The sequence below is a fragment of the Jeotgalibaca caeni genome, assembly GCF_028863945.1.
Taxonomy (GTDB): domain Bacteria; phylum Bacillota; class Bacilli; order Lactobacillales; family Aerococcaceae; genus Jeotgalibaca; species Jeotgalibaca caeni.
In genome coordinates this window covers 66,241-81,121 of record NZ_JARBEA010000005.1, presented here as the reverse complement: position 1 = coordinate 81,121, position 14,881 = coordinate 66,241, and the positions used below count along the sequence as shown (strand labels likewise).

Genomic DNA, 14,881 nt, shown 5'->3' with positions numbered 1-14,881 from the left:
CTGTGCGACTTTTTCAGTGATGTAGACCTGTTGTTCCTCGGGCAGGACAACCTTGCGCCTTCCGCAACGCTGCTTGTTTTGCTTGTATTGTTGGTAATATTCCAAGGCCGTATGGCCTTCTTTCAAAAAGTTTATGACATTGTAGATCGTCATTCTGGAACGTTTTAACCGGCCGGATATTGTCGTAACTGCGATGTTTTGATGGTAATAAGCTTCTATCATCACCAGTTCATCCGTGTTAAGATGGGTGTAGGTCATTCGTGATCACTCCTATGTATTCTTTGGCGGAATTACATTTTGAGTGTACCACGAATGGCTTATTTATTTGTCTAGCTTAATTTTACAATCGACGTTTTTAAAGCAAAAGGTAGAAAGAATGATATACTAAAAAAGAATTGAACGAAGTCGTAACAGTTTTTGAAATCTGTATTACTTTTTCTTCTAAGTCCTCGCTTTCGGTAGCACATGGTATAATAAGCTAGAACCATGATAAAGGAGGTAAAGGAATGGAATTAACGATTTTAGGCTTTATGGGTGGTTATCCATCGAACGGGATTGGCACGACTTCTTACTTGTTGACAGCAGGAGATTTTCGTTTGCTAATTGATGTAGGGAGCCAAGCTGTCTTAACGCTAGAGAAGCACATGGATCCGTTAGATGTGGACGCTGTCATTTTGACGCATTATCATCCAGATCATATCGCTGATTTAGGCGTTTTGCAGCATGTTTTCTTGCTGAAGCAAAGAACAGATGGGAAAGAAAAGAGAATCTTGCCTATTTATGGTCATGCTGAGTCGTCCTTGCATCCGTTGCGCGATAACGAAGGGGCGAGTCAGGGAATCGATTATACGGGTGATCAACCGATTGAAATAGGACCGTTCCAAATTGATTTCTTAAAGACCATTCATCCTGTTCCATGCTACGCATTAGCGATTACCGAGAAGGAAACGAAAAAGAAGTTCGTCTTTACAGGAGATTCTGGGTATCTGGAGGACTTCATTTCCTTTACAAAAGACGCGGATCTATTCTTGGCAGATGCGAACTTATACTGCGGACAAGAAGGACACCATGCACATATGACTTCTCAAGAAGTAGGAGAAATCGCCGAAAAAGCACAAGTGAATGAGTTGATCCTGACCCATTTGCCACCGAACGGAGACTGGCAGAAGCTTCTTTTAGAAGCGAAGGCAGCTGCGCCAAATGTTCGAGTCGCTTTAGCAGAAAAAGACCAGATCATTCAAATCTAGTACGACCAACCATTACCGTATAGAAGGGAAGAACGTAAACGATGTATTTTGTTGATAATGAAAACCATTTTGATCCGAGTGTAAACATCGCTTTAGAAATCTTTTTGTTGAAAGAAAAAGTACTTGATGAACCGACTTTACTTTTCTACATTAATGAACCGTCTATTATTATTGGGGTAAATCAAAATACGATTGAAGAAATCAATCAAACGTACGTGGAAGAAAATAATATTCATGTGGTGCGGCGGATGTCCGGTGGCGGAGCCGTGTATCATGACCTTGGGAACTTTTCCTTCTGTTTCATCACGGAAGATGATGGCAACTCGTTCCGTGACTTTTCAAAATTTACAGAACCGGTTATTGAATTCCTGCACAAAATGGGCGTGAAAGATGCAGCGTTGAAAGGAAGAAATGACCTTACAATCGGTGAGAAGAAATTCTCCGGAAATGCAATGTATGCGACAAATGGACGTATGACTGCCCATGGAACAATTTTATTTGATTCAGATTTGCATGCTGTAACAGGTGCCTTGAAACCGCGTAAGGACAAGATTGAATCAAAAGGAATCAAGTCGATTCGCAGCCGCGTTACCAATATCAAACCGTTCCTCGACGAAAAATACCAAAACTTAACTACAGAAGAATTCCGTGATCTCATGCTGTTGCATATTTTTGATGTGGAAAAACGTGAAGACGTAAAAGAATATCACCTAACAGAAGAAGACTGGAAACGCGTCTATGAAATTCGTGATGAATATTTCGGAAATTGGGATTGGAATTATGGTCACTCACCAAAATTTGAAATTCAAATTCGCCGTCGTTATCCAATCGGTTCCATTGATTTCCATTTTAATATTGCTAGTGGGAAAATTGCCCAAGCGAAAATTTACGGTGACTTCTTCGGTCTTGGCGAAATTTCTGATGTAGAAGAAGCATTAGTAGGCACCAAGTATAACAAAGAAGAACTAACTGCTGCATTCGCTGAATTAGATTTGAAGAAATACTTTGGGAATGTTACAGCAGAAGAACTCGTTGAAGGAATCTTCCGCGAGGAATAAACCAAAAATGGTTCACGCCATCCGGCATAGGATGATGTGAACCATTTTTTATTTCATTGACTCAGTGCCCAATACATCCTGGGCTGCTACGAACGCTCCAGAGCCAATGAGGAGCAACGCGAACATTCCAATCTACTTTTCTTAACAGGTCCTAAACTCCACTTCACTATCGAAAAAGCCACCAATTTCTCAAAAGAGAAATGAGTGGCTTTTCCATACAATCTTTATCTACCTAAACCCATTGCTGCTTCCATTTTCGCTAATGTTTCATTTGCGATGACAGCTGCTCGTTTAGCACCATCTGTTAGTACTTCATCCAATTCATCCGATTCCAGTAGCTCGTAATAACGGTTTTGAATCGGTTCTAGCTCCGCAATGACTGCATCTGCTAGTTGTTCTTTGAAGGCTCCATAGCCGCTGTCTGCAAACTCGATTTCCAATTCTTTGATGGAACGACCGGTACATGCGGAGAAAATTGTTAACAAGTTTGAAATACCAGGTTTGTTTTCCTTGTCATATTCAATCTTGCCGCTGGAGTCCGTTTGGGCACTCTTAATTTTCTTACGAATAGCTGCAGGTGTATCCAACATGGAAATAAATCCTTTTTGGTTTGTGTCGGATTTACTCATCTTGCTAGTTGGGTCTTGCAGGCTCATAATGCGCGCGCCTTCTTTTGGAATATAAGGCTCCGGCATAACCAATAATGGTTTCTTTTTGGAATAACGGTTATTGAAGCGTTGAACAAAATCGCGTGTTAATTCCAGATGTTGTTTTTGGTCCTCCCCAACCGGAACAAGGGCACTATGGTAGAGAATAATATCTGCGACCATGAGAGGTGGGTACGTTAACAATCCAGCTGTCACGGCTTCTTGCTTCGCAGATTTATCTTTGTATTGGGTCATTCGCTCCAATTCACCGATGTAGGTGTTGCATTGAACGATCCAAGCCGCCTGAGCATGTGCCGGCACTTCAGATTGCACGAAAATAATTGATTTTTTTGGGTCGAGGCCACAGGCTAAGTACAAAGCAGCCAGTCCTCTTGTTCTTTCTTTTAATTCTTGGGGATCTTGGGGAACGGTGATTGCGTGCTGATTTACGATGCAGTAGGTGCATTCATATTCATCTTGCAAGGTTACGAAATTTTTCATCGCTCCGATATAATTTCCGATAGTAGGAATCCCGCTTGGTTGTACGCCAGAAAATACTTTCTTCTTCAATCCAAATCACTCTCCTATTTTTACTTTTCTATTATAGCGTATTTAGGCGGAATTAACACTGATTTTTGGGAGAGGGGGTGAAGAGAGGCAAAAAAGTTAGATTGTAATCATTATAAATTGAAAATAATAAAGGTATCTAAAAACATTATTAAATCAACATTTAGACCATTAAATGTGGCGAAATAACTTTTAATTATGAACGACTTTTGACAAAAAGTGTAATTTTTTTTTTGAATACGCTAGCAATTCTTTTAAACCTGGGTTATAATAAGTCTTGTAAAGCAAATTGGTTTTCATAATAGACGATTGCTTATAGGAAAGGGGAGATTCATCTATGGTAACTCTATACACTTCACCAAGTTGTACATCCTGTCGTAAAGCGCGAGCGTGGTTGGAAGAACATGATATTGCTTATACGGAGCGTAATATTTTTTCAGAACCTCTATCAGAAGTAGAGATCAAAGGGATCTTGAAAATGACAGAAGAAGGCACAGAAGAAATTATATCTACTCGTTCAAAAGCTTTTCAAGAAATGAATGTGGATCTCGACGATTTACCTTTGAATACATTATTCAAACTAATCCAAGATAACCCAGGCTTATTGCGCCGTCCAATCATTCTTGATGATAAACGATTACAAGTTGGATATAACGAAGATGAAATTCGTCGTTTCTTGCCAAGAGAAGTGCGCGCTATTGAATTGAGAAAAGCGCAAGAACTTGCGAACTTTTATTAAGAATACATACAAAATAAAAAAACATGTCCGATTTCCGGGCATGTTTTTTGCGTTCAAGAAGCTTTACAGGAAATCTTTGGTAATCACATCGATGATGGCATCGTGAAACTCCTGTTGGATATAATTGTTCTCTATTTCGGTGTTGATAATTAAGCTAACATAAAATTTTGGCGGCTTTTGAATGGGTACCCGGACTAAATCGGTACGTTCTCCAAGCAATATATCTGACATAAACGCCACCATTTGTGTGGATGCAGCAATGGATTGTACGGTCTTAATTTCCTTTGCATAAACAATATTCGGTTCTTTAATACCTAAGCTTTGTCCCCATTTTTCAAAAATACGTTGGTGGGTATAGCCTTCAGACAAGGAAATCAGTACTTCTTCCTGAATTTCCTTAGCAGTAACAAATTCCTTGCCGGCGAGAGGGTGGCTCTTTGAGACCCAGAGAGCAATTTCTTGTTCCAATAAGCGAATTTGTTTCATCTTATTATCCATAATATAAGGGGTATCGTGTCCAAGGATAGCAATCGGAACTTTTCCTTGCTGGACGAGTTTCAACATCACATCGGAACTTTCTTCTTCAATCAGCTTCAAGGACTTCGTAAAACGGTTCAGTTTGGGCAAAATCTTCGGTAAAAAGTAACCGCCAATCGTCGGCAAGAAACCGTAGTAGACATTTTCCTGCTGCAGGTCTTGGATTCGTTGTTGGGTCTGATCTAAAATTGTTAAAATTTCTTTCGAACTTTTATATAGCATCGATCCAGCAGGGGTGAGGCGCATTTTCTTCAGCGTCTTCCTTCGATCAAAGAGAGGCGTATCCAGTTCTGTTTCTAGCCGCTTAAGAGCCATTGAAATAGAAGGCTGAGAAACATAAAAGTGCTCAGCAGTCGCAGTAAAGTTTAAGCTCTCGGCTAAGTGAGTGAAGTAAGCCAAGTCCTGTAAGTTCAATGAGATTCTCCTCCTGATTGAAATGTGTCTGATATGTGAATAACTACACATAAGCGATATGTATAACAATGCGGCATTTCATAAATAATACTTATGATACCATAAAAAAGCGATATGAGACACAGGCAAGATTCTATGTTAGGATAGTGTTGTTGATAAATCGCTTTCAATCAGTGCATTCAATAAATGAAATTACTCTTTTAAGAGGAGGGTATCTGTGAGAATTATAAAACAATTATTTTGGATCTTCCTATTTGCCTTGTTAGGAGAAATCGTTTCAACAGCAATAGCTGAAATCGTAGCCATTCCAGGTAGTGTAATAGGGATGGTGCTTCTCTTCTTTGCTCTCCATTTCAAATGGATCAAGATGGAGCAAGTGGATGAGGTTGGAACATGGCTGACGGACAATATGGCAATCTTTTTTGTTCCAGCAGGAGTTGGCTTAATGACAAACTTTGATGTGTTAGGTCAAGTGTGGGTGCAATTACTGGTGATCATGTTGGTAACGACCACAATCATGATGGCATTTGTTGGAAAGCTCGTTCAATTCGTTAAACAACGTGCAGAACGAAAGAATGATGGTGCTGTTTCAGAAGGGATGGATACGCATGTTTGATACATTAATCGAAAGTCCATTCTTATGGATTGTCCTGACAGGTACTTTCTTTTTGGGAGCAGCGCAGTTACAGAAGAAGTGGGCGACCCCTCTATTTAACCCGTTATTATTTTCAATTGTCGGAATCATTGTATTATTGCTTCTGACGAACATTCCTTACGAAACGTATCAGTCTGGCGGACAACTCATCGGGATGTTCGTGACACCAGCAACAGTCGCGCTAGCGATTAAATTAGAGAAAAACTTTATCTACTTGAAGAAATATTACGGTGCCATTTTAACTGGAATTATTTCTGGGGTAGTCCTGCATACGGTAATGATTATTGGACTTGGCATTTTGTTCTCCTTTGATGAGCAAATGGCAGCCACCTTATTCCCTAAATCGATTACTACCGCAATTGCTGTCGGCGTTTCTGAATCCTTAGGCGGTATCGTATCACTTACGGTTGCCGTAGTGGTTTTCACCGGTATCATCGGTTCCGTAATTGCACCAACCTTGTTCCGTATCATGAAAATACATGATCCGGTTGCTCAAGGTGTTGCGCTTGGTTCAAGTGCCCATGCAATGGGAACAGCGAAAGCAATTGAACTAGGAGATGTACAAGGAGCAATGTCAGGTCTGTCGATTGTAGTGACCGGGATTGTTGTTGTTACTTTGGCTCCACTTGCAGAGCCACTGATTCATCTTATTTTTGGTTAATAATATAAAATCATAAAACATGCGGAGGTTATCAATATGACAATGGAACAAACAATTACTTATGATGCACCAACAGTGGTACAAGATATTGACGTGGTAAATACATATGAATTAGAGGACCGTGCGCGTGAAGTAATGCCAGCAGGCGGATTTGGTTACATTTCCGGTGGCTCAGGTGATGAATACACCTTGCGCCAAAATACAAAAGCTTGGAACCACAAAGGCATTTTGCCTCGTGTTCTAGCTGACGTGGAAAATCCAGATCTTTCTACTTCTATTTTAGGCCACGACATCAAAGTACCTTTCATCATGGCTCCTATTGCGGCACATGGTTTGGCACATGCAACAAAAGAAGCAGGAACAGCAAAAGGGGTTTCTGAATTCGGAACCATCATGTCAATCAGTGCTTATTCTGGAGCGAAGTTTGAAGAAATCGAAGAAGGACTAAACGGCAGCCCACGTTGGTTCCAAATTTACATGAGTAAAGATGACGACTTCAACCGAAACATTATCGATGAAGCAAAGGCAGACGGCGCAACAGCCATCATTTTAACAGCAGATGCAACGTTAAGCGGAAACCGCGAAACCGACATCCGCAATAAGTTCGTGTATCCATTCGGCATGCCGATTGTATCTCGTTACTTGACTGGTTCTGGTAAAAACATGTCCTTGAACAACATTTACGCACAATCGAAGCAAAAAATTAGTCCACGTGACGTGAAGTTCTTGAAAGACTACTCTGGACTACCTGTTTTTGTTAAAGGAATCCAATCACCAGAAGATGCTGTATTAGCAATCGGTGCTGGTGCTGACGGTGTGTGGGTTTCCAACCACGGTGGTCGTCAATTAGACGGAGCACCTGCATCGTTTGATATGTTAGAGAGCATCTCAAAAGCAGTAGCTGGCCGTGTGCCAATCGTATTTGACAGTGGTGTGCGCCGTGGAGAACATATCTTTAAGGCAATCGCTAGCGGTGCAGACATTATTGTAGTTGGTCGTCCGGTATTGTACGGTTTAGCATTAGGTGGCTGGAAGGGCGTGCGTTCTGTCTTGGAATACTTTGAGAATGACTTGAAGCGCGTTATGCAACTAGCTGGTACACAAACGATTGAAGACATTAAGAAAACAACATTGATTGATTTGAAAGATTAAGAAGAATCAATGAAATCAGAGAATTGATAGAGAAGGAGAAAGGGGAGAGAATGGTTCCCTTTCTCCTTCTTTTATCTGGATTGAATTTTATCGTCCATTCTAGTATAATAGTAAGACATGCGAAAGAAGAAAGAGGACTATTTTCTTCGTCGCTCGTTGTCGTCCACAGCCTGAGTTTTTTTACTTTTATATTTAGATCGCATCCGATACAATATAGATAGGGAGCAAGGAAAGAGAAAAGAGGTGTAGCATCATGGAAATGGAAAACATTAACGAAAACACAATTCGCGTCTTGATTGAAAATGCGGATCTAGAAGAACGTGGCATCACATTCTTGGATTTATTGGGCAATCAGAAGCAAATTGAAAGCTTTTTCTATAGTATTTTAGAGGAAGTAGACGTTGATAATCAGTTTCATGAATCAGATGCAATAACTTTCCAAGTACTACCCAATGGGAACGGCCTAGAATTGTTCATTAGTAAAGGGGACGATGATGTCTTCGATTCCTATGATTTAGATCTAAATCCTGCAGAGCACGTCATGGACTACATCAAAAGTCATATTGATGAGGCAGACGAACCTAAAGAGACTCGTCACTTCGACGAAGAATTAGGGATGTTGGAAGTGTTGATTCAATTCAAAGACTTCGAGGATTTTGTTGAAGCGGCTCACCGTTTTCACCTTGAGAGCGGCCTATCCACTCTTTATCACTATGAAGACCATTATTATTTATCGATTGTATTCTTTATCGATGATATGGTAGAAACCAACCTAGATACCGAAATAACCATTGCGCTAGAATTTGGTGAAGAATCTGATATTTCAACAGAAGTATTAGGTGAGTACGGAAAAATCATCATGACAGACGATGCGCTAGCAACAGCCAAACGCTATTTCAAATAAATTTCAAGAGACTTCTACTGGAAACGGTAGGAGTCTATTTTTTATGCTATCATACAGTATTCGAAGGAAAGAGAGTGGTCAAAATGAAGAATGAGAATTGTGCATACTTTGTAGAGGGAGACCTGCTTGCAGCGTTTGGGTATCCTGCTGCAGAACGAGCGTATAGCAAGGTTTACGTGTTCAAGGAACAGAGCCATCGTGGTCGTGTTATTGTAGCTTCCAAGCACCATGTAAGTGAACTGACCGAATTAACGGAAGAAGAGCGAAATGGGTTCTTCAGTGATATAGCGAAAGTAGCCAACGCCCAACATCAAGCTTTCCATCCTGATAAAGTAAACTACGGTGCATACGGCGATACAGGACATCACTTACATTTCCACCTGGTACCGAAGTATCAAGATGAATTTGAATGGAATGCACCTTTTGCGATGAATCCTGGTCAAACAACCTTGTCAGATGGTGAGTATGAGGAAATCGCTGCTGCTCTACGAAAATATTTAGCATAATTAAAACGGAAATCCCTTTTCCTTGCATATTTATATGTAGGAGGGGATTTTTTATGTTTTATGCAGAAACAAAAGAACGCCAGCGCATTAGTGCGGAGGAATGGGAAACAGGTCCTGTGCAGTGTCCTGGATGCAAGGAACCAGTGTTTTTGAAGAAAGGGGGAAGGAAGCTGGCTCACTTCTGTCATTATGCACATGCCGAATGCCATCAATTTTCAGAAGGAGAAACGCAGGCTCATTTGTTAGGGAAGCAACAATTATTCCAGTGGCTAGTCGACCAAGGAATAGAAGTAGAAATGGAAGCTTGGCTGCCGGAGCTGAAACAACGGCCCGACTTATTGGTAGGAGGGAATATTGCTCTTGAGTATCAATGCAGTCCCATTCAAACGGAACGATTGGTAGAGCGAACAAACGGGTATTTGAAGGCGGGGTATGAAGTGATTTGGTTGTGCGGAAAGGAGTATGAGCTGAAAGATACCTTAATGGAGAAGCAGAGTCGGTTCTTTCATTATGGCAAGGAGGCAGGATATGGGTTCCTGACCTTCGATAGTATGCGGGATGAGTTATGTTCTTATCAGCACATCCATTTTAATAGAAGAAACCGGTTAATCAGCCTCAAAAGTACCCGAAGGTTAAGTTCTCTTACTTTTGAGCAGATGAAAAATTCATATGAAGGACGAGGGCGTTATCCGGTCCCAACGCGAGCGTACGACTTCATGGCAATGAGTAAACGAATGACTCTTCTTCAACGGCGGGACGAGCGGCACCGGCTCTTCTTGGAAGAACTGTACCTCGCAAAGCAGCCTCTTCAAACTTTACCGGATTGGTTATTTACCGTTCCTACGAAGTCAATACCCGATGCCGGCCCGACTTATATTTGGAAGTATCATTTTTTGAGATGGTTGGAGGGAAGAGAAGGAGTGATAGAGGGAAAGGAAGTTGCCCAATATGCTGGATCAATGTTTTCTTCGCCCATGTTGTTTGTAGCGGAAGATGTGAAGTCTAAACCGCTCTTTGATTTCGTACAGGAATTGGAAAAAAGAGGGCGGTTGCAGCAAATCGCTCCCGAAGTATGGCAAGTACTAAAAATTTTCTAAACAATTGGTTCTCTTTTCTTCTAAAATGATGAGATTATGATAAGATATTCAATAGGTATTATTAAAATTGATTGAGGAGGCAACACGAATGGCCGAAGTAAAGCAATTACCGAAGCGTGACGAAGTTCCGGTTGAAATGACGTGGGATCTAAGCGTTATTTATACATCAGACGAAGCGTTTGAAACAGAATTAAAAGAAATCAGTGCCTTAGCTGAAGAAGTAAAAGGACTGCAAGGAACTCTAGGAACAAGCAGCGATGCCCTATTAAAGGGAATCGAAACCATTCTAGAAGTAAATCAAAAGGCAGAGCGCGCATACGTGTACTCTCATTTGAAAAATGACCAAGATACAGCAAATAGCACGTATCAGACTTTGCATGACAAAGCGATAGCGGTACTAACCCAGTTAGGGGAAGCAAGTTCTTGGTTTAACCCAGAAGTATTAGAAATGGAAGAAGAAACATTAGAAGCATACTTGAATGAAAACGAAGGGTTAGCTCCTTACCGTCACATGCTGGATGATTTGACTTCACAACGTGAGCACGTGTTAAGTGCACGAGAAGAAGAATTATTAGCCGGAGCGTCCGAAATTTTCTCTAGTGCGAGCCGTACCTTCTCCGTTTTAAATAACGCGGATATCGAGTTCCCAACTGTAAAAGACGAAGAGGGCAATGAAGTGAAGTTGTCTCATGGACTATTTGGGAAACTAATGGAAAGTACCAACCGCGAAGTACGCGAAGAAGCTTTCAAAACGTTATACAAAACATATGAAGGTTTGAAAAATACATTTGCGACTACCTTGGGAACGCACGTAAAGGCGCATAACTACCAAGCGAAAGTCCGGAATTTCCCTTCTGCACGTGCTGCTTCTCTGGCGAATAACCATATTCCAGAGAGCGTATACGATACGTTGCTAGATGTAGTGAACAAAAACTTGCCGCTCCTTCACCGCTATGTAGAGCTTCGCAAAAAGTTATTGAATGTGGATACCTTGCATATGTACGATATGTATACACCATTAACCGGGAAAGCTCCTATTGAATATACCATCGAAGAAGCAACAGCAGAAACACTAAAAGCTCTTCAACCATTAGGCGAAGAGTACCAAACAATTTTGAAAGAAGCATTTGAGAACCGCTGGGTGGATTGGCACGAGAATGAAGGCAAGAGAAGTGGTGCTTACTCATCAGGTGCTTATGACACAAACCCGTATATCTTGATGAACTGGCAAGATTCCTTGAATCATTTCTATACCTTGGTTCATGAATTAGGACACAGTGTCCACAGTTACTTTACCCGTAACAATCAACCGTATGCATACGGCGATTATTCTATTTTCTTGGCAGAAATTGCTTCTACTACGAACGAAAATATTTTAACGGACTACTTGTTGAAAACACAAACAGATCCAAACGTACGAATCTTCATCCTGAACCACTATTTAGATGGGTTCAAAGGAACCATTTTCCGTCAAACGCAGTTTGCTGAATTTGAACACTTCATTCACCAAAAAGCACAAGAAGGAATTCCGTTAACGCAAGAATTATTGACAGACTACTATGGCGACTTGAATGCGAAGTATTATGGACCGGCTGTAGAAAGAGATCCAGAAATTGCCTTAGAATGGACCAGAATTCCGCATTTCTACTACAACTACTACGTATATCAATACGCAACTGGTTTCTCTGCAGCAACAGCGTTAGCACAACGCATTTTAGATGGTGAAGAAAATGCTTTAGAAAAATATCTAACATACCTGAAATCAGGCAGCAGTGCTTATCCGATTGAAGTAATGAAAAAAGCCGGCGTAGATATGACAGAAGCTACCTACATTGAAGATGCGATGAAAGTTTTCGAAAGCCGTCTCGATGAATTAGAAAAATTGATTGAAGATAGCCAATCCTAAAGAAGAAAAGAAAGGCTAGCGATAAAAATGAACTGCCCCCTGTCAAGTAGACAGGTAAAAAAACAAAATAGTTTATGCCATGTATAACGTTTGTTGTGCATGGCATTTTTAATTGCCCCCGTATTGGGTGTTGGCGAAGGAAATGCCCTCCGGCCTGCGTGTTTGCTTGTGTATTGCCGTGGGACCGCCCGGAGCCAAGGTCTCCGGGCTTGCGAGCCTCATACGCCCCGTACGCGCTGAAGCGCCAACGGGGCGTATTTCGCATCGCATCCTTGACACGGCCACAAGCAACCACACCGGCCTGCGGGATTTCCTAAAATTATATCTACTAGCATCATATTTTTTAAGCTGGAATCCCCAAGCCCATCTTCAAGGTCACCCGTCGGGTGTTATAAAAAGCAATGTATTGTTTAATATCCTGCTCCAGTTCCTCAAAACTCTGATAGGTCTTGAGGCGGTACATCTCCTCTTTGATGATTCCCCAGAAGTTCTCCATCGGCCCGTTGTCGATGCATTTGCCCACTCGGGACATGCTCTGGATGAGGCGGTTTTCTGCCACGAATTTTTTGAAGCCATGCGAGGTATACTGGAACCCGCGGTCACTGTGCAGCAGCGTTTTGCTTGGGATAAGCTGGTCCTTGATTTGGCTGACGGTATCTCGGACCAAGGCGTTGTTGTTCGCCTTCGACAGTTGATAGGCCACAATTTTATTTTCCCCATAATCCAAAATCGCGCTGAGATAAGCTTTGGATTGCTGCCCGTACTTGAATTCCGTGACATCGGTCAACAGCACTGTCATCGGCTGGTAGGCCTTTCGGAATTCCCGGTTCAGGATGTTCTCTGCCACATGTGCTGGCTTGTGCAGTTTATAGGCATAGCGTTTCCGGCGGATAACGGCCTTCAAGCCCGCCAGTTTCATCAAGCGGTACACAAGCTTATGGTTCACTTTCGCGCCCAGGAAATGGTTGAGATAGATGGTGATGCGGCGGTAGCCGTAAATCCCCCTGTGCTCTTCATAGACCTGAAGAATCAGTCCCATCAGCTTACGCAGACGTTTTTCCGACGCGGTGGGTTTCCGGTTCAGCCACTTGTAGTAGCCGGAGCGGCCCACTTCTAAAGCAGCACAAAGGTGGCTTATTTTGAACCCTTTTTTTTCGAGCTTCTTGATTGTTTGGTACTCCGCTTCATACCGTGTTTGCGTAATATCAACTCTCTTTCCATTTCTTCTAACTTTTTTAGTGCAGCGTTCTCTGCTTCCAGGTACTGATTGCGCGCTTTCAAGGCCACATTTTCCGTCCGCAGCTTTTCTTCCGCGGTCTGGATCGCATTCGGCTTTCCCCGGCCCCGTCCGTCTGCCAGGCCCGCAGGACCGTGGTCCTTGTACTTCTGTACCCATGCATAGACATTGTTGTAGGACACACCGTGCTTTTCAGCGGTATCTTTATAGGATAGGCCGGTGACCAGATAGTCTTTGACGATTTCAATTCTTTCTTCTTGAGTTGTTTTTTTGCCTGTCATCGTATACACCTCGGGTTTGGGAATGTAGTTCCTGATTTCTTCCCCTCCAGTATACCTGATTACCCAACGCCTTACCGTAGAGACTTGGGGAATTTGATACTTGCGCGCCAGCTGACTGAGCGTCACTCCTTCTTGCAAGTGCTCCTGGACAACCGTTTCCTTGAAGGCTCGGCTGTAAGTATTATTTTTTGCCTGGCTCTGAATGCCGGACATGCCATGTTCCAGGTAGCGGAGGACGTTTTGACCGAAGGTCGTTTCGGCTAACAACAATCCATAATCCTTCTTTAATTCCCGATAACTTTTTCCTTCTTCCAGATAGAACTGGATATACCTTCCCAGTTCTTCGGTTGTATGTTTCCTATTTGAACGCAAAAAAACTCCCCCTTAAGTAGTTTTACTTTTTCAAGTGTCTACTTTAGGGGGGAGCATATCAAAAATCGCTAGCCTTTCTTTTTATTTAATAATACTTAAGTAGTCTTTGCCAATAATGCGAACGTTATCTTTCTTCAAAACCTGGGTGTCATGACTCGTGTTCAAGGTAGTAAGCGGCTGTCCAATTGCTTCTTCAATTAAATCATAGGTTATGTTATCTTCTAGCAAGACTCCAAAATGATTATTCAAACTATCGAAAATAACCAAAGAAGGAGTTTGAAGGATGTTCATTTCCTGTCCAATCTGTTGATCGGCTTCATAACTACTTTTCACAAAACCCGAGGCCTTGTCTTCAAAAAACATATCAACATCTAAGCGTGCACCTTCCGCTACCCTAGTCAACAATTCATCACTATACTCGATTGGGTGACTGGTTAATTCCTTTTGCAAGAGCAATAAGAATTTTCTTCCGCGTTTTTTCCCTTGCATCAAAGCTGCTTTGTAAGCAAGGCATGCGTCATATATGGTTTGATACATTTGATTACGTAGTTGCAAATTATTTGTTGGCAAGTTTAACCTTTTCATATATTGGGTTACGGTATTAAAGTTGTGGAAAGTAATGAATCGAAAATGAATCTTTACACCCTCAACATCCTCAATGAAACGTAGAACTTCTTGCTCACTGTTATAACATTTTAAGCCTATCGGATTCACAAATAAATATAACTCATAAATTTGTTGTGAAGAAGAGAGAGGACGCAGTGTGTTCTGTTGTCTATTCATATAATCCCTTCCTAGACGTCCTGTATTTTTCGCCACAAGTCCATTTTAATTGCACTGTGCCTAACATAAAATAACTCCTTGGTTATCCGAGAAGCTTTTTACTATGAACACATTATAC

The 14,881-nt window shown here is 41.7% G+C and carries 15 protein-coding genes and 1 pseudogene; 10 read left to right on the top strand and 6 right to left on the bottom strand.

Annotated elements, in window-relative coordinates; translation table 11 throughout:
- A pseudogene (locus PVE40_RS02035) lies at positions 1-258 on the bottom strand (IS30 family transposase); the annotation flags it as partial.
- A 248-nt stretch (positions 259-506) separates the two neighbouring features.
- Here PVE40_RS02035 and PVE40_RS02030 point away from each other — a divergent pair.
- Positions 507-1,247, top strand: coding sequence for an MBL fold metallo-hydrolase (locus PVE40_RS02030; RefSeq protein ID WP_274730199.1), 741 nt, complete (start codon positions 507-509; stop codon positions 1,245-1,247).
- Positions 1,248-1,288: 41 nt separating this feature from the next.
- Positions 1,289-2,305: a lipoate--protein ligase gene (locus PVE40_RS02025; protein WP_274730198.1), complete on the top strand. Its 1,017-nt coding sequence runs from the start codon at positions 1,289-1,291 to the stop codon at positions 2,303-2,305.
- Between the two features lie 224 nt (positions 2,306-2,529).
- Here PVE40_RS02025 and trpS read toward each other — a convergent pair whose 3' ends face one another.
- On the bottom strand, positions 2,530-3,522 hold the full coding sequence (gene trpS, locus PVE40_RS02020; protein WP_274730197.1) for a tryptophan--tRNA ligase: 993 nt from the start codon (positions 3,520-3,522) through the stop codon (positions 2,530-2,532).
- A gap of 334 nt (positions 3,523-3,856) precedes the next feature.
- Here trpS and spxA point away from each other — a divergent pair, with 334 nt between their 5' ends.
- Positions 3,857-4,258, top strand: coding sequence for a transcriptional regulator SpxA (spxA, locus tag PVE40_RS02015; protein WP_274730196.1), 402 nt, complete (start codon positions 3,857-3,859; stop codon positions 4,256-4,258).
- 63 nt (positions 4,259-4,321) lie between these two features.
- Here spxA and PVE40_RS02010 read toward each other — a convergent pair whose 3' ends face one another.
- Positions 4,322-5,209 (bottom strand): LysR family transcriptional regulator, encoded by an 888-nt coding sequence (locus PVE40_RS02010; RefSeq protein WP_274730195.1) that lies wholly within the window; start codon positions 5,207-5,209, stop codon positions 4,322-4,324.
- Positions 5,210-5,426: 217 nt separating this feature from the next.
- On the opposite strand from PVE40_RS02010, the gene PVE40_RS02005 reads away from it, so the two are divergent.
- The 7 genes from PVE40_RS02005 (at position 5,427) to pepF (ending at position 12,090) form a co-directional block, all read left to right on the top strand.
- A complete protein-coding gene (locus PVE40_RS02005; RefSeq protein ID WP_274730194.1) occupies positions 5,427-5,825 on the top strand; it encodes a CidA/LrgA family protein in 399 nt (132 codons plus the stop codon).
- Complete coding sequence (locus PVE40_RS02000) at positions 5,818-6,525, top strand: LrgB family protein (RefSeq protein WP_274730193.1); 708 nt, start codon at positions 5,818-5,820, stop codon at positions 6,523-6,525. Before PVE40_RS02005 ends, PVE40_RS02000 begins: the two co-directional genes overlap by 8 nt.
- Before the next feature lie 36 nt (positions 6,526-6,561).
- The gene (locus tag PVE40_RS01995) at positions 6,562-7,677 is read left to right on the top strand and encodes a lactate oxidase (RefSeq protein ID WP_274730192.1); all 1,116 of its coding nucleotides are present in this window, start codon (positions 6,562-6,564) and stop codon (positions 7,675-7,677) included.
- A 253-nt stretch (positions 7,678-7,930) separates the two neighbouring features.
- Positions 7,931-8,581 (top strand): adaptor protein MecA, encoded by a 651-nt coding sequence (locus PVE40_RS01990; protein WP_274730191.1) that lies wholly within the window; start codon positions 7,931-7,933, stop codon positions 8,579-8,581.
- Between the two features lie 83 nt (positions 8,582-8,664).
- The gene (locus PVE40_RS01985) at positions 8,665-9,087 is read left to right on the top strand and encodes an HIT family protein (protein WP_274730190.1); all 423 of its coding nucleotides are present in this window, start codon (positions 8,665-8,667) and stop codon (positions 9,085-9,087) included.
- A gap of 53 nt (positions 9,088-9,140) precedes the next feature.
- On the top strand, positions 9,141-10,184 hold the full coding sequence (locus PVE40_RS01980) for a competence protein CoiA (RefSeq protein ID WP_274730189.1): 1,044 nt from the start codon (positions 9,141-9,143) through the stop codon (positions 10,182-10,184).
- A gap of 88 nt (positions 10,185-10,272) precedes the next feature.
- On the top strand, positions 10,273-12,090 hold the full coding sequence (gene pepF, locus PVE40_RS01975; protein WP_274730188.1) for an oligoendopeptidase F: 1,818 nt from the start codon (positions 10,273-10,275) through the stop codon (positions 12,088-12,090).
- A gap of 343 nt (positions 12,091-12,433) precedes the next feature.
- On the opposite strand, the gene PVE40_RS01970 is transcribed toward pepF, so the two are convergent.
- The 3 genes from PVE40_RS01970 to PVE40_RS01960 form a co-directional block, all read right to left on the bottom strand.
- On the bottom strand, positions 12,434-13,294 hold the full coding sequence (locus tag PVE40_RS01970; protein ID WP_274730201.1) for an IS3 family transposase: 861 nt from the start codon (positions 13,292-13,294) through the stop codon (positions 12,434-12,436).
- Complete coding sequence (locus tag PVE40_RS01965; RefSeq protein ID WP_274730187.1) at positions 13,225-13,980, bottom strand: helix-turn-helix domain-containing protein; 756 nt, start codon at positions 13,978-13,980, stop codon at positions 13,225-13,227. The genes PVE40_RS01970 and PVE40_RS01965 overlap by 70 nt, the downstream gene beginning before the upstream one ends.
- Before the next feature lie 81 nt (positions 13,981-14,061).
- Positions 14,062-14,763: a DsbA family protein gene (locus PVE40_RS01960; RefSeq protein WP_274730186.1), complete on the bottom strand. Its 702-nt coding sequence runs from the start codon at positions 14,761-14,763 to the stop codon at positions 14,062-14,064.
- Positions 14,764-14,881 lie beyond the last annotated feature (118 nt).